This window comes from Pantoea cypripedii (genome assembly GCF_011395035.1).
In the GTDB taxonomy this organism is placed as follows: domain Bacteria; phylum Pseudomonadota; class Gammaproteobacteria; order Enterobacterales; family Enterobacteriaceae; genus Pantoea; species Pantoea cypripedii_A.
The window spans coordinates 1,893,056-1,916,337 of the sequence record NZ_CP024768.1 but is presented as its reverse complement, the minus strand read 5'-3'; the positions used below and the strand labels follow the sequence as shown (position 1 = coordinate 1,916,337).

35 protein-coding genes and 1 tRNA gene are annotated in these 23,282 nt (G+C 50.0%); 15 read left to right on the top strand and 21 right to left on the bottom strand.

The features are described 5' to 3' along the window. Positions 1-9: 9 nt before the first annotated feature. The 15 genes from CUN67_RS08950 to CUN67_RS08885 all read right to left on the bottom strand — a co-directional run bounded on the left by CUN67_RS08950 (position 10) and on the right by CUN67_RS08885 (position 10,183). Complete coding sequence (locus tag CUN67_RS08950) at positions 10-861, bottom strand: head maturation protease, ClpP-related (protein WP_208714937.1); 852 nt, start codon at positions 859-861, stop codon at positions 10-12. Between the two features lie 8 nt (positions 862-869). After that, entirely contained in the window at positions 870-2,174 is a 1,305-nt protein-coding gene (locus CUN67_RS08945) for a phage portal protein (protein ID WP_208714936.1), read from the bottom strand. Continuing rightward, positions 2,174-3,904, bottom strand: a complete 1,731-nt coding sequence (locus tag CUN67_RS08940) for a terminase large subunit (RefSeq protein WP_208714935.1) — start codon at positions 3,902-3,904, stop codon at positions 2,174-2,176. The genes CUN67_RS08945 and CUN67_RS08940 overlap by 1 nt, the downstream gene beginning before the upstream one ends. Further along, positions 3,904-4,377: a phage terminase small subunit P27 family gene (locus tag CUN67_RS08935; protein ID WP_208714934.1), complete on the bottom strand. Its 474-nt coding sequence runs from the start codon at positions 4,375-4,377 to the stop codon at positions 3,904-3,906. Before CUN67_RS08935 ends, CUN67_RS08940 begins: the two co-directional genes overlap by 1 nt. Positions 4,378-4,576: 199 nt before the next feature. Beyond that, positions 4,577-4,927: an HNH endonuclease gene (locus CUN67_RS08930; RefSeq protein ID WP_208714933.1), complete on the bottom strand. Its 351-nt coding sequence runs from the start codon at positions 4,925-4,927 to the stop codon at positions 4,577-4,579. Beyond that, complete coding sequence (locus CUN67_RS08925; RefSeq protein WP_208717128.1) at positions 4,896-5,513, bottom strand: hypothetical protein; 618 nt, start codon at positions 5,511-5,513, stop codon at positions 4,896-4,898. The genes CUN67_RS08930 and CUN67_RS08925 overlap by 32 nt, the downstream gene beginning before the upstream one ends. Next, positions 5,495-6,952: a glycosyltransferase family 2 protein gene (locus CUN67_RS08920; RefSeq protein WP_208714932.1), complete on the bottom strand. Its 1,458-nt coding sequence runs from the start codon at positions 6,950-6,952 to the stop codon at positions 5,495-5,497. The genes CUN67_RS08925 and CUN67_RS08920 overlap by 19 nt, the downstream gene beginning before the upstream one ends. A gap of 462 nt (positions 6,953-7,414) precedes the next feature. Then, complete coding sequence (locus CUN67_RS08915) at positions 7,415-7,633, bottom strand: hypothetical protein (protein ID WP_208713470.1); 219 nt, start codon at positions 7,631-7,633, stop codon at positions 7,415-7,417. Further along, positions 7,630-7,824 carry an Rz1-like lysis system protein LysC gene (lysC, locus tag CUN67_RS30765; RefSeq protein WP_439332275.1) on the bottom strand — a complete coding sequence of 65 codons (195 nt, stop codon included), beginning with the start codon at positions 7,822-7,824 and terminating at the stop codon, positions 7,630-7,632. The genes CUN67_RS08915 and lysC overlap by 4 nt, the downstream gene beginning before the upstream one ends. Beyond that, the gene (locus tag CUN67_RS08910) at positions 7,760-8,218 is read right to left on the bottom strand and encodes an Rz lytic protein (RefSeq protein ID WP_208714931.1); all 459 of its coding nucleotides are present in this window, start codon (positions 8,216-8,218) and stop codon (positions 7,760-7,762) included. Before CUN67_RS08910 ends, lysC begins: the two co-directional genes overlap by 65 nt. Beyond that, positions 8,206-8,838: a glycoside hydrolase family 19 protein gene (locus tag CUN67_RS08905; RefSeq protein WP_208714930.1), complete on the bottom strand. Its 633-nt coding sequence runs from the start codon at positions 8,836-8,838 to the stop codon at positions 8,206-8,208. The genes CUN67_RS08910 and CUN67_RS08905 overlap by 13 nt, the downstream gene beginning before the upstream one ends. After that, on the bottom strand, positions 8,822-9,184 hold the full coding sequence (locus CUN67_RS08900; protein WP_254711388.1) for a phage holin, lambda family: 363 nt from the start codon (positions 9,182-9,184) through the stop codon (positions 8,822-8,824). The genes CUN67_RS08905 and CUN67_RS08900 overlap by 17 nt, the downstream gene beginning before the upstream one ends. A 154-nt stretch (positions 9,185-9,338) precedes the next feature. After that, complete coding sequence (locus CUN67_RS08895) at positions 9,339-9,746, bottom strand: type II toxin-antitoxin system HicB family antitoxin (protein ID WP_208714929.1); 408 nt, start codon at positions 9,744-9,746, stop codon at positions 9,339-9,341. A 48-nt stretch (positions 9,747-9,794) separates the two neighbouring features. After that, entirely contained in the window at positions 9,795-9,971 is a 177-nt protein-coding gene (locus CUN67_RS08890) for a type II toxin-antitoxin system HicA family toxin (protein ID WP_084873788.1), read from the bottom strand. 136 nt (positions 9,972-10,107) lie between these two features. Beyond that, positions 10,108-10,183, bottom strand: a tRNA-Thr gene (locus CUN67_RS08885). 308 nt (positions 10,184-10,491) lie between these two features. Here CUN67_RS08885 and CUN67_RS08880 point away from each other — a divergent pair. Next, positions 10,492-11,457, top strand: a complete 966-nt coding sequence (locus CUN67_RS08880; protein WP_208714928.1) for a hypothetical protein — start codon at positions 10,492-10,494, stop codon at positions 11,455-11,457. A 317-nt stretch (positions 11,458-11,774) separates the two neighbouring features. On the opposite strand, the gene CUN67_RS08875 is transcribed toward CUN67_RS08880, so the two are convergent. Genes CUN67_RS08875 through CUN67_RS08855 form a run of 5 tightly spaced genes read right to left on the bottom strand, consistent with a single transcriptional unit; the run spans position 11,775 to position 15,968 of the window. Further along, positions 11,775-12,557, bottom strand: a complete 783-nt coding sequence (locus CUN67_RS08875; protein ID WP_208714927.1) for an antitermination protein Q — start codon at positions 12,555-12,557, stop codon at positions 11,775-11,777. Continuing rightward, on the bottom strand, positions 12,554-13,927 hold the full coding sequence (locus CUN67_RS08870) for a replicative DNA helicase (RefSeq protein ID WP_208714926.1): 1,374 nt from the start codon (positions 13,925-13,927) through the stop codon (positions 12,554-12,556). The genes CUN67_RS08875 and CUN67_RS08870 overlap by 4 nt, the downstream gene beginning before the upstream one ends. Next, the gene (locus CUN67_RS08865) at positions 13,924-14,805 is read right to left on the bottom strand and encodes an ATP-binding protein (protein WP_208714925.1); all 882 of its coding nucleotides are present in this window, start codon (positions 14,803-14,805) and stop codon (positions 13,924-13,926) included. The genes CUN67_RS08870 and CUN67_RS08865 overlap by 4 nt, the downstream gene beginning before the upstream one ends. Next, the gene (locus tag CUN67_RS08860) at positions 14,802-15,701 is read right to left on the bottom strand and encodes a hypothetical protein (RefSeq protein ID WP_208714924.1); all 900 of its coding nucleotides are present in this window, start codon (positions 15,699-15,701) and stop codon (positions 14,802-14,804) included. The genes CUN67_RS08865 and CUN67_RS08860 overlap by 4 nt, the downstream gene beginning before the upstream one ends. 33 nt (positions 15,702-15,734) lie before the next feature. Then, a complete protein-coding gene (locus CUN67_RS08855) occupies positions 15,735-15,968 on the bottom strand; it encodes a helix-turn-helix domain-containing protein (RefSeq protein WP_208714923.1) in 234 nt (77 codons plus the stop codon). 109 nt (positions 15,969-16,077) lie between these two features. Between CUN67_RS08855 and CUN67_RS08850 the strand changes: the two genes are divergently transcribed. The 14 genes from CUN67_RS08850 (at position 16,078) to CUN67_RS08785 (ending at position 22,055) form a co-directional block, all read left to right on the top strand. After that, entirely contained in the window at positions 16,078-16,710 is a 633-nt protein-coding gene (locus tag CUN67_RS08850; RefSeq protein ID WP_208714922.1) for a LexA family protein, read from the top strand. A gap of 189 nt (positions 16,711-16,899) precedes the next feature. Continuing rightward, on the top strand, positions 16,900-17,208 hold the full coding sequence (locus CUN67_RS08845; protein WP_208714921.1) for a hypothetical protein: 309 nt from the start codon (positions 16,900-16,902) through the stop codon (positions 17,206-17,208). A gap of 69 nt (positions 17,209-17,277) precedes the next feature. Beyond that, positions 17,278-17,535 (top strand): hypothetical protein, encoded by a 258-nt coding sequence (locus CUN67_RS08840; RefSeq protein WP_208714920.1) that lies wholly within the window; start codon positions 17,278-17,280, stop codon positions 17,533-17,535. A gap of 109 nt (positions 17,536-17,644) precedes the next feature. Then, positions 17,645-18,034 (top strand): hypothetical protein, encoded by a 390-nt coding sequence (locus tag CUN67_RS08835; protein ID WP_208714919.1) that lies wholly within the window; start codon positions 17,645-17,647, stop codon positions 18,032-18,034. Continuing rightward, positions 18,031-18,375, top strand: coding sequence for a hypothetical protein (locus tag CUN67_RS08830; RefSeq protein WP_208714918.1), 345 nt, complete (start codon positions 18,031-18,033; stop codon positions 18,373-18,375). Before CUN67_RS08835 ends, CUN67_RS08830 begins: the two co-directional genes overlap by 4 nt. Further along, positions 18,372-18,593, top strand: coding sequence for a ParE family toxin-like protein (locus CUN67_RS08825; protein ID WP_208714917.1), 222 nt, complete (start codon positions 18,372-18,374; stop codon positions 18,591-18,593). The genes CUN67_RS08830 and CUN67_RS08825 overlap by 4 nt, the downstream gene beginning before the upstream one ends. Beyond that, a complete protein-coding gene (locus CUN67_RS08820; protein ID WP_208714916.1) occupies positions 18,593-18,979 on the top strand; it encodes a hypothetical protein in 387 nt (128 codons plus the stop codon). The genes CUN67_RS08825 and CUN67_RS08820 overlap by 1 nt, the downstream gene beginning before the upstream one ends. A gap of 67 nt (positions 18,980-19,046) precedes the next feature. Then, positions 19,047-19,562 carry a hypothetical protein gene (locus tag CUN67_RS08815; protein ID WP_254711400.1) on the top strand — a complete coding sequence of 172 codons (516 nt, stop codon included), beginning with the start codon at positions 19,047-19,049 and terminating at the stop codon, positions 19,560-19,562. Positions 19,563-19,573: 11 nt separating this feature from the next. Then, positions 19,574-20,386, top strand: a complete 813-nt coding sequence (locus CUN67_RS08810) for a phage antirepressor protein (protein WP_208717124.1) — start codon at positions 19,574-19,576, stop codon at positions 20,384-20,386. Further along, the gene (locus tag CUN67_RS08805) at positions 20,386-20,958 is read left to right on the top strand and encodes a hypothetical protein (RefSeq protein WP_208714914.1); all 573 of its coding nucleotides are present in this window, start codon (positions 20,386-20,388) and stop codon (positions 20,956-20,958) included. The genes CUN67_RS08810 and CUN67_RS08805 overlap by 1 nt, the downstream gene beginning before the upstream one ends. Beyond that, on the top strand, positions 20,948-21,169 hold the full coding sequence (locus CUN67_RS08800) for a hypothetical protein (protein WP_208714913.1): 222 nt from the start codon (positions 20,948-20,950) through the stop codon (positions 21,167-21,169). Before CUN67_RS08805 ends, CUN67_RS08800 begins: the two co-directional genes overlap by 11 nt. After that, the gene (locus CUN67_RS08795; RefSeq protein WP_208714912.1) at positions 21,166-21,528 is read left to right on the top strand and encodes a hypothetical protein; all 363 of its coding nucleotides are present in this window, start codon (positions 21,166-21,168) and stop codon (positions 21,526-21,528) included. Before CUN67_RS08800 ends, CUN67_RS08795 begins: the two co-directional genes overlap by 4 nt. Continuing rightward, complete coding sequence (locus CUN67_RS08790) at positions 21,509-21,877, top strand: LexA family transcriptional regulator (protein ID WP_208714911.1); 369 nt, start codon at positions 21,509-21,511, stop codon at positions 21,875-21,877. Before CUN67_RS08795 ends, CUN67_RS08790 begins: the two co-directional genes overlap by 20 nt. Beyond that, on the top strand, positions 21,870-22,055 hold the full coding sequence (locus tag CUN67_RS08785) for a helix-turn-helix transcriptional regulator (protein ID WP_208714910.1): 186 nt from the start codon (positions 21,870-21,872) through the stop codon (positions 22,053-22,055). Before CUN67_RS08790 ends, CUN67_RS08785 begins: the two co-directional genes overlap by 8 nt. Here the strand turns inward: CUN67_RS08785 and CUN67_RS08780 are convergent. Then, complete coding sequence (locus tag CUN67_RS08780) at positions 22,042-23,220, bottom strand: tyrosine-type recombinase/integrase (protein ID WP_208714909.1); 1,179 nt, start codon at positions 23,218-23,220, stop codon at positions 22,042-22,044. The two genes, CUN67_RS08785 and CUN67_RS08780, sit on opposite strands and share 14 nt — an antisense overlap. Between the last annotated feature and the right edge of the window lie 62 nt (positions 23,221-23,282).

Below are 23,282 nucleotides of genomic sequence, written 5' to 3'. Positions count from 1 at the left end.
GTTTTTTCCTTATTCGCCGAGCGAAGCCAGCGCAGATTTGAGGGAGATAAGTGCTTCAGGGTTTATTTCATCGACAGCGCCCGGCTTGTCGTTCTCTTCAGGGGTAGCGCCCGGCATACCCCCTAAAGCTTTCAGGTGCTTCCGGCGTTCAGAGCGCGGCATGCCGCCCTTTGCCAGAAATGCATCAATTTTGCGGATAGCGGCTGACGGGCTTTCGTCATCACTGGTAATTTCGTCAGAAGAAAGCAGGGAGTCAGCCAGCCCTTTGGTAATCGAATCGCTGCCGCCGATAAACGACTCTTTATCCATTAATGACTGAATATCATCCGCTGACATGCCCGAACGGGCCGCGTAGATATCGGCCATCGCTTTATCGAATGGCTCCAGATAATCGGCATACTCACGAAAATCATTCCGGTTGCCAGCGGCAACAATCCACGCGTTATGGATCATCAGGAAAGCACCGCGGCCAATCTGAATTTCATCACCGGCCATCGCGATGACGGATGCTGCGGAGGCGGCAAGGCCGAGGATTTTTACTGTCACCGTTCCACTGTATTCGCGCAGGAGGTTATAAATTGCCAGGCCTTCAAACATGTCACCGCCAGGCGAATTAATCTGTACGGTGACATCTTCACCATTCAGTGATCGCAGCGCACCGGCAATACGGTTTGCACTCACACCATCACCCCACCAGTCCTCGCCGATGACATCAAAAATGGTGATCGTGTTTTCACCTGATTGCGCAGCAGCGCGGATACTGCCATCCCAGCGCTCAATCGCTGCGGCGGGCAAATCACGTTTTCCGGACGCAAAAGGTCGCCCCTCCGGCGCTGCCGGAAGGTTTTTCAACTTCGTCATTGGGTCTCCTAAGCCGCCCGTTTAAGCGGTGACTGTTCCGGTGGGATGTCCGGGAAGAGGAAAGCGTGCAGTTTCATAATATTGCTGGCCTGAGCACCGATATTATCCGTGCCAAGTTGCTCAAGCGGCGTCAGATTGACCTGAACCGTATAAATCTCACCCCCTTCAATCGGCGGCAGATTTTCAAGACGCCGGACATCATTGCGTGACATCCAGCCATTCTGTAATGCACTGGTGTAGTAGGCGGCACGGCCAGCACTATCGGCACGAAGCAGTCCCTCAACCGAGAATTCAGCAAAAACATCATCATCGCTATCCAGCAAACACCGTGCTATCTCCTGCTCAATGTTAACCAGAAGCGGGCGCAGTGTATGAGTCAGAAACTGGAGATTCATTCCCTCCAGGCTTGACGCCCAGCTGCTTTGTTTCTCGGTGTGCCCGACCATGAACGGGGGCACACGAAACCATCGGCAGATTTCTTCAATGCTGAAGGAGCGACTCTCAAGCATCTGCGCTGCTTCAGGGTTCATGGTGACGTTCTGATACTTCAGCCCGCCTTCAAGAACCATGATTTTTCCGGCATTCTTTGAACTGGTGAACGCCTGCATATATTTTCTCAGTCGCTCACGCTGTTCATCATTGAGAGCCTGATCTGCCGACAAAAAACCGGAACTCTGGATGCCATTTTCAAAGATTTTCGCGGCTGACTGCTCAACGGAGAGCGCAGAACCGATAACATCACGCCCCGCCATCATCGGCATCATGCCGCACACCCCATCGAGACCGAAGCCGCGAATATGCATCATGTTTTTTACTGCAATAACCCGCTTCGTCTTGCTTTCCGTATAAGTGTACTCAAGGCTTCCGTTATCCAGCCGTTTCACCACCATATTTTGCGGCAGCAGTGGAATAAGCGAGACAAGCTTGCTTCCCACGAACTTTTTTTCAACAAAAGCATTACCGCGCAGGCAGATACTGGCAACAATCATCAGCATAAAGCGGGACGGCGTCATTTCCAGATTCGGGCGACGGCACAGCACAGCATAAGCCGGATGATTCAGTGCCGGTTTTCTCGATCCATCCGGCTGTCGGGTGTAAATTTTCAGCGGCAGCGTGGAGACAGATTCACTCAACAGACGGACGCAGGCCCATACCGCTGACAGACGCATGGCTTTATCTGCCGTTACCACCTGGCCGCTGCTGCTGGTGCCGAACCATTCCTCCCAGAATGTCCCCGTCGTCAGGCTGATGGGAACCCCGAGCCAGTTAAGCAGGGCTGATTTCACCCTGCCAGGCTGCTTTTTTTCTTTCATCAGAAACCTACCATTATCGGGTTATCGAAGAAGCCGCTCAGGTCCTGCTTATCTTCCCCGCCGTTCAGGATCAGGCGGCTCAGTCCGGTAAACATCGCAACCGGACCATCGATCTTGGCTTCTGGCGTTGATTTATTGGGAAAAACGTTGTCGTTTTTGTCCATTTTTGCGGTGACGTTGCTCATCATCCAGTTCATTACCGGATGATTATCGTGGTGAATTTTCCCGGCAAAGGTCAGCGCCTCCGTCTCTTTCATGGCTTCTGACAGATTCCTGACAGTCTGGGCTACCTCAACCATCGGGATACCCTCTTCAATCATTGACAGGCTGAACTGAACTGCACCCCACGGGTCAAATCCGACTTCGCGCAGGTTTTCACCGCTCAGCCAGGCGATCAGGTCTTCCTTGATGACAGCATGATCGACAACGTCACCATCTGTCAGCGTTAGCACGCCGGTTTCACTCCAGTTGCGGTAAAGCTCCGCCATCTGGCGGGAACAGCGCTCAAGTCGCCCTTCCGGGAGCCAGAACTTAAAATCAGCATGCACATGAGAGTCCGGCGCACGCCATACTTTAACTGCGGCGCAGATGTCGATTTTATTGGCAAGGTCAACGCCAACCCACATCGGGTAGGTTTTCAGCTCATGCACCGGCGCAAGTGACGGGCAGGCTTCCCACTTCAGCATATCCATCCAGGAGGATTCAGCCGTCACCCAGATGTTCAGGTGTTTGGTCAGGAAGTTGTTACGCGCCGAAACCTGTTCTTTTGCCTTTTTCGCCAGGCGGCGCATATCGTCCCAGCGCTTACAAACGCCGAGGCCGGGATTGGCCTTCTGCCAGACCGATTCATCAAAGGGATCGTCATCTTCATCCAGCGTGTAAATGATGGCGAAAAAGGAATCGTCATCCACCTGACCACCCAGCACTTTTGTGGCGTAGTCGCGGGTGTCGTAACAGATACCCTCTTTGTTAAATCCTGCCGTTGTGATGGCAAACAGCAGCGGTTGTGAGCGCGCGCCGGTTGCCGTTTCCAGCACATCCCACACGGCACGGGTCCGGTGCGCATGAAGCTCATCCACAATGGCACAGTGAATATTCAGGCCGTCAAGGTTGTTCGCGTCGCTGGAAAGCGGCTCAAACTTCGAAGCGGTTCGCTCCTGGAAGATGGCCATTTTGTTGAAGTCCATCAGCCTGCCGAGCGCCGCTTTTGACTGCTTGATCATGTTTACTGCATCGTTGAAAACGATACGCGCCTGATCGCGGGTCGTGGCCGCTGAATAAACCTCTGCGCCTCCCTCACCGTCCGCGCCCACCATATAGAGGCCAATCCCCGACGAAACGGTTGATTTCGCATTTTTACGGGCGACCTCGTTATAGGCAGTACGAAAGCGCCTCACCATTACTGGCCGGTTCTTTTCGTTCATCACCTGCTGGCCCGTCTGCTCATTTACCAGCGGGATAACAAACCCAAAGATGTTAATCAGTATGAAGATATGCCAGTCCATCAGATCAATCGGCTTACCCGCCAGATCGCCTTTCACATGCGGCACAAACTTATAAAAATTGAGGATGTGCTGAGCGCGGCTTTCACTGAAGAAGATGTTTCGCTCTTCACCGGTTTTCAGATCGCTGAGAAATCGGTCACAGGCCTGTTTCACGTATTTCCCGGCAACAATCTCCCCCGCCATCACCCTTTCGGCGTAGCGTATCCCATCAGCAACCTTTGCCATCAGTCTCTCGCTTTAAGAAATTCGGCCAGTGGATCAACCTCATCAGCGCCACCGGTATTGATTTTGCTTCGGGTAGCTGGCGTCATACCAAACTCGCCGAGCATAGCCCTGATGCGCTTCCACGCATCCGCCTTCATTGCTGCTGCCGGATGGGCCTTAACCAGAACATCCTCATTCTGCGTTTTCACGCGATAGGTATAACCTTCGATTTCCAGCGTGTCGCAGTGATGCCGGTATTCTGTATAAGCCTCGACCAGCAATTCCAGCGCTTTTCCGTCAAGCTGGGTAATCACTCCGCAGGCGTCCAGCTCCTCAGCCATCCGCTTAAACCAGTACTTACCCTGCTTATCAAAATGCTTCGGAGTCAGGGGTACCCCTGAAGGGGGTTTCGGCTCATTTTTATTGACTGGCCGTTTCGATGGGTTACCCCTTACCAGTTGCAGATGTGACGGGGTTTTCGACGGTCCTGGCATAATCGAAAACTCCTATTAATCGATACATGGGGGAACCCACAAAAAAGTTTTCTAACCTGCGGCGATGTGAAAAAAAGCTAGGCGGCGGTCCTTTGGGGCGAAAGCCCTGAACTTTTGACCCGCCCTCCCGGCCAGATGATAACGGTTATCATTCACATTGAAATGATTTCAGATGAAACCATTTTTGTGAGAATGTCTATCATTTGAGTCTTTCACGTGCCGTTTTGCTCTTGTGGCAAGGCCAGCACAGGGCTTCAAGGTTCGAATCGTCATCGGTCCCCCCATGTGCTTTCGGTTTGATATGGTCAACGGTTTTCGCTGCTGCTGCTCTGCCATTTCGCAGGCACTGCTGACAAAGATGTTTATCACGGGTCAGTATGCGTGCGCGTCTGACATCCCACTTGCTACCGTAGCCACGCTGGTGCCTGCTCTGCCCACGCTGGTGCTGCTGCCATCCTTCATTGATATGGTCAGCGCAGTATCCTGATGGATCAGTTGTTGTCTTTGCACAGCCGTGCTTACGGCATGCGCGGGGTATTCGCGCTGGCATTAATTCTCCATGCTCTGCGGCGTTCTGTTCGTGGTTCATTGTCGGGATGGCGCTCAACTGTGCTGACATCTGCATGTTCAACCAGTGACCAGCATGGATAGATAACGCTGGCACCATACGCATCACCAACCGCATAGTCAGCTGGCTTGCTGCTGTTCCAGCGCGTGAGGATGCCTGGTATTGCAGCCCGTGGCGGGCTGTAGCACACGCCGTGAATGAGGCGTGGTAGCGTGATGCAGTCCCAGCGGTGGCGGTCAGCCTCAATGAGTCGTTGTGCAATCACAGGCTGGTACTGCGGTGGCCTGCCGGTGCCGAGGTAAAAGCTCACCAGATCATCAGGGAATCGCTCCAGCCATTCGGATACCAGCATCCGGAAACCTTCAACCGGCTGTGCATCATCTTCAAGGATGACAACCCGGCATTCCTGTTGTGCTGCCCACTCGATAGCACGGCGGTGATTCCAGTTGGCTCCCCTGCTTTCATCATCAATCAGCAGATGAGCGCCAACCGAATTAGCCAGCCGCACCGCGGCATAACTGCGGGTGTGATGGCCGACCACCACAAACTTTATTTGTGCTGCCACCAGGCACACTCCTTACCGATGCCGTCAGACTTGAATACGGTATGCACACGCGGACCAGTCACAAGCCTGTCACTGTAGCGATGCGCCACAATGCCAAAGGCAATCATGTCGCCAACCGCAGCAGCCGCCTTTTCTTTCTGCCAGAAACGCATTGATTCGATGTGGTAATACAGCCTGACAATCCCATGCGCGATTGCCATCACGTCAGCGCGTGATCCACCCAGCAGGCCCGCATTCAGCATCACATCGTTTCGATGGTCAGCGAGAAACGACTGATAGACAGCCTCCGGGTGATGCTTTGCAGCCCAGCTATCCGCGTAGGTTTTGGGTTCCGAACCAGCGTATATTTTGCCCGATTCCATTTCCTGCCAGGGTTCGCGCAGCATTTCTACGTCTGTGCCATCGGTGCACCATACGAATTCATATTCAGGATGATCCCGAAGGTGCTGCCAGATATGCAGCCAGCGCCGGAAATAGACGTTCATTTTCACGTCAGGCGCGCGATGCAATTCAACATCAGCCGGGGCCGTTTCCAGTTCATCAGCCAGCGCGATACGCGCACACCCGCTAAGCGATACCGCCCACTTGGTCAGCAGGTCAGCCGATGCGGCCATTTTCGTACCGCGCTGCGGGTCCGGCTGGCTCGTTAACAGCGTGGTGATAACCGCATTGCGCTGGCAGCGGAACGGCGCATAACCCGCATAACCATTGTTTCGCCGCTCGTTGTGGATGGTGACATTACGCTTTACCTGCGCCTCACGGTCAGGCTTTGGCACTGAACGTTCTACTGCCTGATGCTCATCCAGCGAGTAAATCAGCTTTTCAGAGCCAGCCACATCAGCAAAAGCCCAGCTGGTCAGGCCGGAGTTGTGAATACGCAAGGCCAGATCGGAATGCTCATACATGCCGCGCTGATAGATGGGATCAAAGCCGCCAACCTTCTCAATCGCGCTGCGATGGTAATACAGCATCACACCGCGCTGGCCGGTGTAAGCAATGTGTCTTTCATCGCGGTAAAGCTCGGCAATGTCATTTAGTTTTTGCCCGGTGGCAAAGTTAAGAAACTGGTAAGCCAGATGCGGCTCAGGCGAATCGATATAAGGTTGTTCCCAGCCACCAGCAACGGGCCATGTATCATCGTCCCACAGAAACAGATGTTCGCAGCCAGCATCCATCAGCGCCTCAAGACTGGCATTTTTTGATGCGACAATACCGCGTGACGTGTCACGACGAATCAGCGTCACGCCTTCAGGGACCGTTACCGGTTTGGCTGACCCGTCATCAATAACAACCACCAGCGCACCGGCTGGCAGATATTTAAGCTGATGCTCAAGCGCGCGGGCGACAACGTCATGTCGGTTATGCGTGGTGATCGCGATGCCAATATTGGATGACCGATTAATTACCGGCGCATAGCGCACACCATCAATCACAACATCCATATTCACCCCAATAAAAAACCACTCCGAAGAGTGGTTATAGTTTGTGAAGCAACCCGCCCGGAGGCGGTAGTTAAGTTAATCAGCCAAAAATATTCACAACATTTTAGTGGCCGCTTCCAGAATTTCATCACTGGTTAGTGTCCGGTCCGAGGCAATGTGAACCATTTTCGAGTCGCCTGTTAAAGATGGAAACCCGGCTGACATTATTGGAAGCTGAACGCGGTCGCCACTGGGGTACTTCCGACTGATTGAGGTAACGCCACGCATTACTCTAATGACCTCGGCAGGCTCAAGATTGAAGAAGACTAAGACGCTTTTCATATGCGATCCCGCGGGTAGTTAAAAACTGACCCTAACACAATGAATGTCGTATAGCTTGTTTTGATGCCATCAGAGCTTTTAATTTACATATGGGCATAAAATCATCATCAGACGCACTCGCAGGAATGCGCCTTGTGATGATTACGCCAGCTTTTTAGCTACGGCGATCAGGTCATCAATCACCGTATGAGCCTTATCACCAGCAGCGACCACCAGCTCTTTCAGCTTTGCCAGTACCACTTCGGTAATGTCAGTTGCTGCCGGTTGTTCAGTTTGGACTACTTCATTTTCATCAGGCATTTCGCTTTTCTCTTCTTTGGGTTTAACAAACAGGCTTTTCAGCCATTCAATGAGTTTCATTTCTTCCCTGCCTCAATCTTGCGTATCGCAGCGCGATGTAAGTTGCACAGGCCAAGCGCGTCATATAACTGAGCGTTGAGGCCGACACTATCCCCGAACGTCATTGGGTCAGGTACGGCAGGAACACTAATCTGGCTTGTCAGTTCCGCTGGCATGTTTAGCCGGGGCTGGCTGATTGTCCGGTACTCCACCACTGGCTGACTTTGCTGCTTCGCGCAACCGCTCAACAGCGCGACTGTCAACAGCAGCAGCAGCGCACTTATCCGCTGCGAGATAACGCTTAATTTCATCCTGCAATTTCCTGTTTTGCTCTGCTGTTGCGGCGCGCTGATCTGCAACCTGCTGCATCACGACGTTTTGCCGGTCTACTGCTTTGGCAAGGTTATCCACGCTGGTGGCGAGATCATCATTCTTGGAACGAAGGTCATTAATCTGGCTGTCTTTGCTGTCGGTTAGCTTTTCCAGCCGGTCATTAGTCGCAGACAATTGTGAATTACGGGCATTGAGTCCCCACAGGCAAACGCAGATGAGGCCAATGATGATGAGATGTGAATAATTTCGGATGAAGCTGATTACGTTGAGCATAGAATCCCCTTAGCTTTGGTTAAGCGGGATTTCCTGTCGTCCAGTCCGTTCGTGCCGCCGTTAATGATTCTGGTGATGCGGTCAACATCATCAGAATCGGCAAGCTCGTTTAATCCGTGATTCTTCCACCATGCCGCCGCTGATGCTGCCGCCATCTGATAGCCGGTCAGCAAATCAGGTTTTGCCACAATGTCAGCGCCAAGCTGCTTAACCAGCGCGGCATAGTTGGCTTTACCGGTGATCTGAATTAACCCCCTGCCACGGTAGCGATAGCCATCACCCGACTTAACATCACCATTGCCATTACGATTGGCATAAATGATGCTGGCAATCATTGGCTGATTAGCGAGGTGCATTGCATTTCTGCCGTATGCGCGGGCCTGCTCTGCGCTGATACGATTGCGAAACATTGACGTCAGCGCGTTCTCGCTGTAATTCAGACCCTCTTCCACTTTGGTGAAGCCAGCTGATTCATGCCCGGTCTGCGCCAGAAAGTGCGCCTGACGTAACGGCGTATTGATCTCGAAATCAGCCATCGCAGCAGCGACAGATGGAAACCATGATGCAGCGGCACCCAGGGAGATACCTGTCGCCAGCTGAAATTTATTGGCCGTCAGCATCGCTATCCCCTAATCGCTTATCAAGGACCCTGCGCAGCTTCGTAGAAAGCCAGTCAACGCCGAGAAAGCCGAGGAACACAGCAGCAACGCGTGTCGTGTCGTCGCTGAAGTTCCAGTTAAATGCGGAGCCAAGCACCTGTAGTGTCGGCTGAAGGAAAAAGGCAAAGACACTACACATAGCCGCATCCAGCAAGCGCCGGGGCCACGTATCTTTGCCAATGTAAGTTGCTCTGAGGATCGCCATAACACCCGCCAGACCGGCATAACCCGATTCGTTTTTGTGGGCATATAACCAGGCGATCAGGCTGGCCCAAAACCCAACGTCTTTTTCCGGCATGCGCTTCATCTCCACCTCCCGCTTGTTGGGGTGGCTGTCTGTAGTAACAAAGAAAAATCGCCCTCTGCCACTGAGGGAAATCCAGTGAGGTCGCAATGATTGGCAGGGGCGAAAACAGAAAAGGCCCACCGAAGTGAGCCTTTTAAAGTGTTGCTAGCGAAAATTAAGCAGCGACGATATCTAATCGCTTACCGAGCGCTGAAATCGCTTTCTGGATGGTGTCTATTTTCGTGGAATGTTGAAGATCGAATATTCTGGTCACTTCCTGCTTTTTAACACCCATGCGATTAGCCAGCTCAACGCGGGTTAAGCCGGAATCGACAAACGTATTAAGCATGATGACTTTCGCCACCACGCTTGCAGGTACTTCCACGAAATCACCGGTTACTACCCCCGGCGCGGGGATTTTATTACCGTCTTCGAAATAAAACTCAAAGGCTGTCACCAGCGCATCAAGCCCCATCTCTAAAGCCTCTTCGCGGGTTTCACCCTGCGTCAAAGCCTCCGGGATATCCGGGAACGATACGAAAAATCCGCCGTCGCATGGCTCAAGATTTATAGGGTATCGCATATCGTTTTGATGAATCTCCGCGAGTACCAGCCCCGAAGGGCTGGTTTGTTATTTCAGGCCTAACTGCTTGAGTATGGCCTTTCGCAGTGGTTCAGCTATCTCAGCTCCGGGATGTCTTGGCATTACGCTTCGCTTCCCGTTGTATCTCAGTTTCAGATGGTTAGTACCGTTAGAAACTTCGACCCCCTGAGATTCAAGCCACCGCCTGAACTCGCTTTGCTTCACCTTTCCTCCATTCTGTTGAACATGTGATTATAGTAAGCATTAATGCTTACTCGGTCAACATTTTTGTTTACTCAATGGAGAAAACCCTGACGCACACCGGCGGTAATTTCCTGGCTCGTCAGCCGCAGGGTTAATCTGGTGCCGGTTGCAGGCTTCGAACCCACGACATCCTGATTACAGGTCAGGCGCTCTACCAACTGAGCTAAACCGGCGAAAACAAAAAGCCCCATCGGTTAAGACGGGGCTTCCGGCCTGACATGCGGGATGAATGATTGGACCGATGAACAGATCACGTCAGGCGATAATTTATTTACAAAATCTCTTTTTGGATGTCAAGCAAGTCAGCTCACTCTGCTCATAAAGATGGTGCGCCATCAAGTAGTAGCACTCTGCTGCGTATTGGTATTTCTTACCCGGATCGTCGGCAGTAGTGAAACATTAAAATAAATGATCTTTTATCACGGTAAGGGTATGTTTATTGCTTCGGATTAATCTGAGCAAACACACGGCATAATAAAAGATGATCTATATCAAGAATCAAAACAGTTTTGAGAAGTTGGAATCTTGGGATGACCTTGAAAAGCGTGATGGATTCCAGAGCGTTGTGGACTTAACGGACAAAAAGCTCATGGATGCTTTTGGGTATTATGAGCTTGCCAACAAAATTCCCTGCGGCAAAAAGAACTGCCGAACCAGGCATTTCAAGGGTGTCCTCGTTGTCACAGAAGATGGCATAGAAACAAACATTGGTCATGACTGTGGCTTTGCCGCCTTCGGAGTGAAATTCGAACAACTGGCATCAGAACTCGCCAATCAAGCCAATTACCACCGTCTCCTTATTGCAGTAAAAGAGGCAAAATCTCAAATTTTCGCCCTGTATCAAAAAAAGGCCAAGCTCGAAGCTGGAAAACCTTCTATGCATGATGTCGCAAATCAAATATTAGATGCCCGCAGACCTGAAGTAATTGGTCGTGCAGCATATACAGAATTAAAACGCATGGCTGGTTCGAATGATGGAAAAGTGAAAATTTCAAGGCGTAAATCAGAATCTGATGCAGAGCTGGCAGAAGTTATGTCGCAGAAAGGACCTTCAGATTATGGCGATGAGCTTAAGCCAAAAAAGCCACAATATGAAGAAGTAATAATAGGTAATGTATTACACGCCGACTGCCTGCTTGACGACTATGACATTTCGATTCTGTTCGAGCGCGATATCAAGCTGGTTCTTGAAGAACTGCAAGCATGCAGTCCTGATGAAATGCCACAACGAAAATTGACCCGTTTAGGTGTCAGGGTTTCTCGTTTTGATGAACGCCTCAGTTTCATTAATGACCGGCTGGCAAAAGCCAAAATATTTCTTACCCAGGAAAATTTAAAACCACTCTACACAAAATTGAACGTGCAACGCTCCGTCAGTCAAAAAGATAAAGATCTGTTTCGAGAGTTTCTTAATTCACTCCCAGAACGGGAGCCACGTCAAGCCTGAACCATCCCTGAACGTCTTCCATTAGTACCGAAACTATCTCTCCACCGGATGAGCACAGGAAATGTGAAAAGTTTCCATGCTCATCAAATGACCCTATGGCCAACTCGTACCCTGAGCATTGGCTGTATAACAGAAATCTATTGCTCATAGTGTCTGCAGAAGGCAGGTCTTCCGAAGCATTAAACTTAATCATTTTGCCAAGGGCCCTATAAGAAAAAACCCCGCCAGTTGGCGAGGTCTTAAATGTGATTAGTGGCGTATGCGTATAAATCTCCCACTATTTAGAGAATATACGCCAGTTTTATGCAATATCCAAATTATTTCGTGGCCTGCCTGAATATTGCGTCTGCGTGGCTTTCCTCAATCTCACATTTAGCTACCAGCTTTTCGAAAAATGGTTTCCAGTTGCGTGACCATGATGATTGAGTCAGGTCTGGAACAAGCGCAGTAATTGCACGGTGTGCCGCACTTGATGGTGAACGTTTAAATCCCCGGCCAGAACAACGTTCACACTCTTTATCGACCGGAACACCACGGCGTGCTGATAATTCCATATCACGCATGCGCCCGGTCCCCTTGCAGCGGCAACGGGCAGAAATCTGCCCTTTACCATCACAGTGCGTGCACAGCTCTTTTACCGACTCTGTTTCATATCGCGGGGGAATGACCTGTTCACCGGTCAGGCTGTCGATGTGCCCGGCATATTTCATGACTTCGCGTGTGACGATGTTAAACCCTGTGCCGTTACAGTGATGGCATTCCGTAGTGGTGGCCGCCGAACGTGCGTACTCATCAAACGCCAGCTTTGAAAGCACCACCAGACAGCGCCCCAGCTTTGCACCAGCGGCTTTCCTGATGAGTTTTGGCGCAGTGCGGTTTGCATACTGCATCAGCTGTTCAACAGTGCGGATCGTGTCCTGGTCGCTGTTACCGGTTTTCGCCATCACAGCCGAAATACCAAAAGGAGATTTTGACTGGCAGAAGCCAACAGCACCCATCAGGTCTGTCCCTGTGAGAGAGTCGCTACCAGTGGCCGGTGTCGTTGCTGTGTAGTTCGGGCTTTTCGGATTGAAGTATTTCAGTGCTGATTCAAGTTTCATGCCGCGCCTCTTTTAAAATAACGTTTGTGCCCTGCACCCGGTTCTTCTCTTTCAGTGCTTAAACGTTTGGCTTCTGCCTGATCGATATAATGGAAATGTCCGTTAAAGAAACGGCGAAATACTGTTCCCAGCGGGCCATTACGGTTTTTCGTAATGTTGATCTCAGCAATACCAGCTGCGGGTGATTCGGGGTTATAAACCTCATCGCGGTAAAGCATCATGATGATGTCAGCATCTGCCTCAATCTCTCCTGAGTCTTTCAGGTCGGCATTAACCGGGCGCTTATTCATCCTGCTTTCAACGCTGCGAGACAACTGGCTAAGAGCAACCACAGGGCGGCGATTGGCTTTGGCCAGTGATTTAAGCCCTTTGGATACGTCGCCCACGGCCAGATCGTGACGGCTGGCGCTTTGCAGCTTAATCAGACGAAGATAATCGATGGCCACCAGCGCAGTTTCCGGATGCTGCTGGATATGCTGGTTTGTGATCTGCTGAATCTGTGAAACAGTCAGGTCATTCGCATCAACAATCCATATTTTGCGGCCGGTCATACGCCCGATGCCGTTGGAAATGCGCGCCCAATCCTCATCTTCCAGTTTATCGGGTGATTTAAGGCGGGAGGCAGACAGGCCACCAGCTGCGGCCACATGGCGCTCTGCAATCTGGATGTCGCTCATCTCCATACTGAAAAAAAGTACTCCAGCACCGCTGGCGGTCAAATTTTCGGTGATGTCCAGTATCAGCTCGGTTTTCCCCATCGAGGGCCGCGCAGCCAGGAGAATCAGGTCAGTCTGATCGAATCCGCCTGTCACAGCATCCAGTTCCTCAATGCCGGTCATTACCGAACGGCCAGCGCTATCGGCATCCATACGTTCATCAATCCGGTTGATGATTGCCGGGAGAAGTTCATCAATGGCTACCGGCCTGATAGTCCCGGATTCTGTCTGTATGGCGCTTACAGCGGTTTTAACCTCTTCGAGCACTGCCATGCCAATTTCGCTGTTTGGGGCCGCCTCAAGACGGCTGATAGCGTTTCCCAGCGCTGCCTGTGCATCACGCAGGACAGCATTGCGCAGCAGCTGCCGGGAATATGATTTAAGTGATGACTTCGCCCAGGCTGTGCGGGCAGTCTGCGTTATCAGCTCCTGGTGTTGCGGTAACTCCTCGCCAATCAGAATCGGATCGATAACCCCCTTCCCTTTGGCCTGGCTGATAATGGCCCGGTAAATCTCCCTGTGCTGATAAAAATTGAATGCTGATTCTGGCAGTGAGGCGATCACTTCCATAACTTCCGGATCAGCGCCACGAAGGAACATTGCCCCGATCACTGCCGCTTCGATATCCTGGTCTCGCCAGAGAGCATTACTCATACAGCCTGCGCTCCTTTGGTGCTGCGATAGCTGTTCCAGTCAAAAACCAGCGTTGCACCGCCACCTTCCACCATGCGATCGGTAAGACGGTCACCAATGACCTGTGAGATTTCACCTGGTGCCAGATTGCTGATAAGCACCGTTGGCAGCATCCGCTCATAGCGTGTATTCATGATGTCGAACAGGATGATCATTTCCGACTCAGAACCGTACTGGATCCCTACCTCATCGATAATCAGTAGGTCCATTCCGGTGTAAAGCTCAATCACATCCTCTTCGCTGTACTCACTGCCCTTTTCCCATGTGCGGCGAACGGCGCGGATGATGCGCATCACTGAGGTCAGCAGCACGGATGCCTGATGCTGCTCGATAACACTTTTTGCCAGTGCCACCGCCAGATGGTTTTTGCCGGTGCCAGGCTTGCCGCTCAGGATCAGACTGGTGCCTGCTTTGAACATCTGTTGCCAGGCGTCAGCATAATCACGAAGAATGCCCAGGTTATGGCAGGCCGACTTGTTTACGGCTTCGTAGTTATCGAAGCTGCAGCCGGCAAAGCGGTCCGGAATGTTGGCTTTTTCCATCAGACCATTCACCTGCAGTTCGCGAAGACTGGTTTTAGCAGCATCCAGTTCCGCGGCGATGCAATGTGGGCAGCGAGAGAATTTTTCTGCAACGCGTCCGCCGTATTCAGTCCAGATGCGCAGCTGTTCAAATTCACCATGTTTCTGACAGGTTCCGGTCAGGGATTCGCGCTTGTCAAAGCAACGGTCCATAGCAGGAACGGTGCCTTTTGCGAATCCCAGTTCGTCCTGCAAGGTATTAATGTCAGTTCTGAGCGCCAGAATCTGGCTGCTGCGACCGTTAGTGATATGGCTCATTGTGACCTCTTAGCCCAGGCGGGTGTTGTGGTGGTGCCGTAATCGCGTTCTGAGAAACCGCTGTGCCGGCTCTGCGCTGGCGTGCTGCGCTGCTGACTCGTTGGTGCTGTCCATCTTTCAGCGAAGTGCTGATCCGGGCCGAAGAACGTAGCGGCCTGTTTCACGTATTCGGTGCCAGTTTTGCCGGTGGCGGAAATGTAGGCCGCATAGCGCTGAACACCTGCCAGCATGTCAGCCGGGTTGATGCCTTCACGGATGCGGGCGTTCCAGTGCTTCCAGGCTGTTTGCTTTGGATTTCCACCAGCGCGTTTTGGATATGCCTGCCAGGCAGTTTCAAATTCAGGTGAATAATCCTGTTTGGCATTGCGTGACGGCTCAGCGGCTTTAGCCGATGTGCCAATAGATTTATTCTCTGTAGTAGTCTTATGTGTAGTCTCTGTGTGATCTACTGTATGAATGGATGCGGAATTTCCACATGCCGGCTCGGGGAAAACCCGCATACCTGTCTGCTGGTTTTCCGCATCACTGTATGCGGAATTTCCGCATCCTTGCTCGCTGGTTTTCCCCATACCTGTTTGCGTGTTTTCAGGCAACAGGTGCGCAGCCAAATTTACCTCATTCACACGGAAGTAAAGTTTGGCCGGGATGCCTTTTTTCTTTTCTTCAAGAACACCAATAGAAACCAGTTTTTTACGAGCGCCTTCCTGCTCATATCGACTAAGTCCGGTTTCTTCCTCAAGGTCAGACTGCGTTTTATAGAACCACTGACCATCCATGCGATTCTGCCAGTAAACGAGCTGAGACAGCAGCAAAGCCCCTGTAACGCCAGCACCAAGCCGAACGAATGAGCGTTGAAAAGCTACCGGTCTATCCAACAAATGCAGGAGCTGACTCATGCTGACACCCTCAAAGATGAATACTGAATCTGGTTACTGGGCTGCATTATTCTGTCCGGAGGAGTTTGGCGTAGCATCTCCCATAAGAAGCCATTTCGGAGTGCAATTCAGGGCATCAGCAATCTCAAGTAAGTTCCTGGGTCTCACTGATGTACCCGATTCGATGCGGTGGATAGTTTGCTGTCTTACTCCAGCCAGTTGGGCCAACTGATGCTGTGTAAGACCAAGCGCAAGCCTGCGCTCTTTCAGTCGTGATGAAATTGTCATTCAACCCCCATATTAACAACATTTGTAGTATTAAAATACTCCATTTGTTGTTTGTCAATTACAATGTTTGTTGTATGATTGCGTCAATCTTGATATTCGGGGTCTTAAAATGAAATTGTCTGATCGAGTGAAAAGCAGGCGTTTGGAATTGGGTCTGACACAAACTGAACTTGCAGAGCTGGCAGGAACTACCCAGCAAGGTATTGTTTCCATTGAAAGTGGCAGAACAAAACGACCGCGTTACATCCTTGAGCTTGCCAAGGCGCTGCAAACCGATGTTGCCTGGCTTCAGGATGGAAGTGCATTTCAAACTCTGGAGCAGGTGAGCACAAGGAAGATTCCGTTGATAAGTTATGTACAGGCAGGCGCATTATCTCATCAAAGCCCTATAGAGGCTTTTGATGGTAGCTTCGAATACGTTATGACCGATATGGACTGGTCAGAATACACATTTGCCTTGAGAATTGAGGGCGACTCAATGGAGCCTGATTTCAAAGCTGGAGACATTGTTGTTATTGACCCGGAGATCGAGCCAGCACCTGGCGAGTTCGTAGTTGCCTCAAATGGAGATCATGAAGCAACTTTCAAAAAATATCGCCCTATAGGCATTGGTATGTATGGGGTTGATTCATTTGAACTAATACCACTTAACAGCGATTACCCATGCTTGAAATCAACAGAAATCCCCTTGAAGATTTTAGGCACTATGGTTGAACACAGGATTTATCGCAGAAAAAGATGATATCCCGAAAGTTACTTGAAACCCGGCCATCGTGCCGGGTTTTTTATTAAAACAACAAAATACTACAAATTTAAATTGTTAAATATCAATTAGTTGAACGAAATTACACAAAAAATACAACGTTTGTTGTTTACACAATACAACGTAGTGTGTAGTCTTGGCTCATCGGCAAACAACGGAGCCAATGAGATGACAAATTCAGCGAATGATATAATTGAGTGCGAGTCAGTTAGTTTACGAGTTGCTCCAGGAGAATATTTTAATTTTCCTGTTGTTGATAACAAAGGTCTCTTTCGTCATTTCTATAAAACTTCTGAAGAGTTTAAATTTCAAGTCCAAAGCTCAGAACCTTTTGAGGAAGACACCATTTATGCTCTATATGGCAAAAAAGGTGACTTTGCATATCTGATTTGCGCCTGGGATAAAAAAGAAGAAATTAATGACTCGGCATTAGAGATCCTCAAATCTTCAGTTAAGTTCTCATACTTACTCAATTAATAAAGATTCAAATTAATTACAGCGCCCGCGCTGGGGTTAAAAACATCCACGCGGGTTAAGAGGTGAATTATGAGTGAATTAATCGTTGTTACCGGTAGCGAAGTTTCCACAGAAAAAAAACAGTCTGGAATTCGTATCACCGACGCTTCAGATACCTCGAAAGCTGCTCTCAAGTATGCAGATGAGTTGCAAAGGGAGTTCGCGGAATTGCTCTACAAGCCTATGGCGCAGGCAGACATCAAGATTGCGGGCCGCTTTCACTCCCTGATCAGCGAACTTCGTTTCATGGTCAGCATGACAGCTAAAAACGTGGAGAAGGGTCGCTAATGTCATCTTCCATCAACAAACAAAAATATCGTCAGGCTTTATTAATGCGTGATAGCGGTCAGTGGCATATAGCCATTCTTTTTCTGAAAGCAGCATATGGGGTGAAGTGATGGAAACTGAATTAAATTCCAGCATAGACAACGTCGCTTTGTGCGCAGCTTATTTATCAAAAAACATTGAATTTATCGCCAATGATATTGAACCAAAAAAGAAGACTGTATTTTCACAGTCTGCAAATTCAATCATGTTTATTATCCTCCCCCGCTATCATCGCGGCCTGAAGGTTGATTGTGTAATAGAAACAGGAACGGCGCTGGCTGAGCTGGCACTGCTTAAATTAATGCATGTGCAGTCTCAGGAACTTGTGAGCTATATCGGCAAGAAAGATAGGAATTTTGCTGATTGGGTAAATGGATGCTTAATGGATTTTATTGCAAAGGCGGCAAGAAAATATCAGGAGCGTAATTCAAGCCAGCTATCCGGAGTGCTGTCTTCATGAAAACACCATTAGAGATGTCGCGCACCCGGCTGGTGAATACTTACCTTGCCGAACTCGTCCGTAATAGAGGCGCAATGATTGCGGCTCTCAAATTACCGGATGGGTCAATTACCACTATTCAGGTTGACGCTGACATTCTGACAAAGGCTTTAAAGAAGCTATTTGAAGCTGCTGTGCATAAAGTTTCGCCGGGTGATGCCGGGGATCGGGAAATAGCTGAAACCTATGGTGAGTGTGTGCGGATTAAAACGGGAAAAATGACCGAAATAGGCGCGGGATTTATGGGGGCGCTTATTTCCAATCTGGTCGAAATGGCCGCAGCAGGGAAACCCATCAAATGACGCTCACCGCGCTGAAAGCGCCTGAATGGGTGATCGCCCAGGCGGCAATGCGGTTAACGCAGTACCGGAAGCACCGCATCTTCCCCCGCCGCATGCATCGCACCGGCTTTCTGAGCCTGAAGGTTAACCGGCGCTGGCGGCTCCTGTCCCGTAACGGTGGGAAAGACTGGCAGTTAATGAGTCACGAAAAATACAACGGCGTTAAGGACGGAAAGTAATGAAAAAGTTATCAGTAATCAAAGAAGACGCGATCGACGAATCATTTCGCATCGTCCAGTCACCTGTGTTTGTCGTGACCCGTCACGGCTGGTCAAAGCGCTGCCTGAGCCGCAGCGCAGCTATCAATAATCTGGCGCATTACATGGTCACCAAAACCTTTTGCCGGGCTGGCATCGAAACTAACGACCCGATGTATGACGAATGGGATCAGCCTATTGCCAACAGTATTGGCAAGCACACCCAGCAATATCTCTTTGCTCACAACCGCTGCGCCCGTCGCATTCGCCGTATCCTGGCTAAAAAGCGCGAGTTTAAAGCGTGGGTAGCGAAGCACGAAGAACTTAAACAGCAGTATGCCGATCATCTGGCTAACAAACCGTACTGAGGGGGAGGCAATGGATCACGCAGAAAACGCACAGGCAACCCCGGACGGAGTGCTGAGTAGCGGAAAACTGATCGGCTACTCAGTTGTTATCCGCTCACTGAATGACGGTGAGTGCGATGCCAGTTTTGAGAAAGGTTTGCGTCTGCTCGCCTGTGTATGGGAAGCCGTAGAGAAAGGCTGGTACAGGCTGAGCATTGCCAGAGAAGTCATTCTCTGGCGTTGGCTGGTTGTCACTGTATTTGTCATTGAACAGCGCGATCTGCACGGTTCAGTTGAGGTACCAAACGATTCTGGCGGCGTTGATAAAGCGGTTATCTACCAGGGGAAAAAAGGCGGAATGAGTATTTACCCGGGACCGGAACGTTTTTGCCTGGCTAACCACATTGAAAGCATCGCCATCGAGAAATACGGCGTTGTGGTCGGGCCAGAGAAGGCGCTTCAGATTTACAAGGGCATGGTGACAACCGGCCCGGGTGGTTTCGTGCTTTCAGACTGGGGCCGCGATGCCTTCGAAACGCTGCACGACGGATTTATCGAAGAACTTAATAAAAATGGCGTGCCTGACATGCCGGTTATGCACTGAGGAAAACGATGATGAAAAATGAAATTACTTTTTCTCCCCCACCGTTCGGCGGTGCTGTATCCACTCAGTCCATCGACAGCCAGAAGCTGCTGCAAATGGTTAATGACGCCCGGAAAGAATGCGGTGAAAAGCCGATCCGTAATAACGACTTTGTGGCACGTATCAAGGATGAGCTTGAGGGGGAGACCTACGAAATTTTCGTAGGTCAAAAAAACGGCGCTGAAATCGAAATTGTCGATATGCAGATTAAGCAGGCTCTCCGCGTGGCGGCGCGTGAGTCCAAAGCTGTACGCCGGTCACTGGTCGATAAGCTGGAAGATATGCAGAGTCCGGCACCTGTTGATGCCATGCGCCTTCTTAGTGACCCGGTCACTTTGCGTGGTCTGTTGATGAATTTCTCAGAGGATAATCAGCGCCTGACCGGAGAAAATCAGCAACTCAATGCCACGGTTGAGAGTCTGGAGAGACACTTTACCAAAGGCATGACGATCCCCGCCTTTTGCAAAGGGCTGAACGGCGTCAACGTCAGCAAAATGATGTGGTGGGCCTTCGAACGTGAATGGGTTTACAACGAGCAGCGTGATCCAGAAAAAGACCCACGCTGGCGCGTTGCCAGCTATGCCCGCGACAAATACCTGACCGAAGATAAAACTCAGGTTACCCCGCACGGCATGGAAACATTTACCCGCTTCTCCCCTGTTCTCCTGGAGAAAGGCTGCCACCGCCTCTATCAACTGTACATGAAAGGCGAACTGCCAATGAAGAAGTCATGGAACGGCGAGTACAGCCACGACAAAGCCATTTACACACCGGAGGCAAAATAATGTTCATTCACACTGATATCCTCCGCGCTGCACTTTGCTGTACTGCTGGCGAAAATGAAAAACGTGACTACCTGAAAGGGGTGCGCATTACCCCTACTCACATCCAGGCTTGTAACGGCATTGCCTGCGTCTCGATGGAGCATGGCGAAAAGTCTGACATTGATGCTGTATTTCTGTTTAAGGGCACTATCCCTGACAACGCAGAGGGAACATTTATCGACCTTTTAGATGATGGCTGGATGGCGATCCACGTTGACGAATTTGAGAAAGCTGTAGGCTCGTCGGCATTAACCAAAGTCGAATGCCGTTACCCGGATTTCAGCAAGCTGCTTCCGCCCGATGCAGATCCAATTAATCAGATTCCGATGTTCTCTTCGAGCGTGCTTGATCTCCCTTACCGCATGTTCGGTCCGGCAGTGCTGAAGCTTAAACCATACGGGAAAACCGCGCCTTGCCAGGTAATCCTCGACCCGGTGATCAGCAAATTTTATGGCAATCCGTTCATGGTGATTATGCCACTGCATGAGGATGCGTTTGAACAAATCGCCGGGGTGCTTGCTGATGAAATTTGACTTCAAAGACCACGGCGCAGTGGCAACGCTGACTATCACCAGCAGTCTGTTCGAATTGCGCAAACATAATCGGGCGGTTGACGCCGCCCTACTCTCTGCTGATGTGATCGCCACAACGTCTGGCATCTTCATCCGCAAAACAGTTATCAGCGGCCCGGTTAAACGCAGCCTGCGGGCATACCGCGCGGCCACCAGCGAGGCAGATAAATGAAATACAGCGACCTGAATAGCATCACCAACATCGCAGCTGCGTTGCAGGCTCTGGAAAATGTCGGGGCCAGCATCGAGCAGATCAAACTGCAACTGGAATTCCCGGAGGGTAAAGATAAGGAATGGGAAATTCGCGCCCGGTATGCGCTGAAGAAAAAACAGGGTATTCGGGTAGCGATCACCAACCGTTTAGCAATCCTTCGCCAGCAGGAAAAGGAACGCAGCGCGGGCTATCGTGATTCACACACTGATTATCTCATTAAAGAGATGAAGCGTTATTTCTCACGTTCGGCTTTTCTGGCGTGTGATCACCGGGCAAAACTTAAAGCGGAGGCCGTAAATGCAGCCGTTGACCGATAAACAAAAAGCTGTGCTTAAATTTATCCGGGTTTACATCCGTGAAAATGGAATGGCACCAACAATGCTGGAGATTGCATCAGGTATGGGCTGGAGTTCCCCGAACTCCGCTCAGTTACATGTTAACGCCCTGCGACGCAAAGGGTGTCTTACGGTGCGGCGTGGCGCAAATCGTGGACTGGTATTGACCGAGATCGCAACTATAGAAATCCCTGATGTGAACGACGGGAAATATTGGTTTGAAGGTGTGTTCCAGCACCTGAAGTATGAGCGAGACGTGTACAAGGCGGTAGAGATTGCTGGATTAAGAGGCGATAAAAAATCATGGGGGGAGGTAGAGAAAAATGGCTGATATCGAGATGATCACAGAGAAAGAAGCGATGCAAAAAATTCAGGTAACTTCCAGAACCACGATGCGCAATTATGTTAACCATTATGCATTCCCTAAGCCAGTAACGAATCGTCCAAAAAAATACCTACTGGCTGAGGTAGAAAAATGGATTTTGAATGGAGGCGTCAATCAGAGATAAGTTTTATATGTTCGAAAATTCTCTCTGCATATAACTCATAAGCCTCACGTTGTTCTGCTAACCAATCGTGTTTGTTATAGACAGCGAGAACCCCGCCAAGATCGTGCCCCAACATTTTTTCAATGACATGGGGCGCTATTCCTTCCTCAGCTAATCGAGTAGCCATAGTTCTGCGAAAGTCATGTCCAGTGAACTCTCCGAAACCAACCAAGTCACGTAATAACCGAATATACCTAGTAGATGATCCAATGCTTAATGGTACAGTTTTGTCATATGCACCATGAAAAAGGACTCCATCACCAGATTCGATAGCATCTTCCAATAGCGGTTGAATATGTTTGAAAATTGGTCTTCTAATTATCTTGTCGGTTTTACTTCTTCCAGCTGGAAGAGTCCAGATTTTTTCTTCGAAATCATACTCTCCTTTTTCCGATTCTCTTAGTTCGGTATTTCTTGCGCCATAAAGTATTAGGGCTTTAACAAGCCGCTTTGTAGAAGTAGTTGCCGTCGTCTTTTCGTTCTCAACCCATATCTTGGCTAATTGTCTGTATGTTAATACAGTATCACCAACTTTCGGGTTCTTTCCGAACTCTTTAGGATTAAGCCGCAGAAGAGAAGAATCTTCGATAAATTGCCTCCTTGTGCACCATGCAACAGCCCCCCGGAGATGAACTAAAAGTTTTCTGGCTTTTAGCGGGTTAAGTTTTTCCTGCTCGGTAAAAAAATTCACCCACTTGCTTACCTGAATATGTTCAATTGGTATTCCCTCGAAAACCCCCTCCATTTCATTCAAAACTATTCGTTCATATACCTCTGCTGTGCTTTCTTTTAGTGACAGTTGAACATAGTTTTCGTACCAATACTTTATGCAATCATGGACCGTTGGCCTTGTCTGTTTTGTGAACTCATGATGCTTAGGATCGACGCCTAAAGACAAAAGCTTCTTGTACTCACCAACTTTTATTCGCGCATCTCGTAATGAGACACCCGGGTAGCGGCCTATTCCGAGTCGGTGTTGGCCCCCATTAATGCGGTATCGGTATTGAAAACTTACCACACCTTTCGGCGTTATCCTTATGCCCAAACCATCAGCATCAGTAATCTCAGATGGCCCGCTATAAGGCTTGCCGTGCAAACCTCGTAATTTGGTGTCGCTAATCGCCATTATGTACTCACCACCCTTCACCTATGACTCATCATGTACTTAAAAGGCATTGTACACAGATG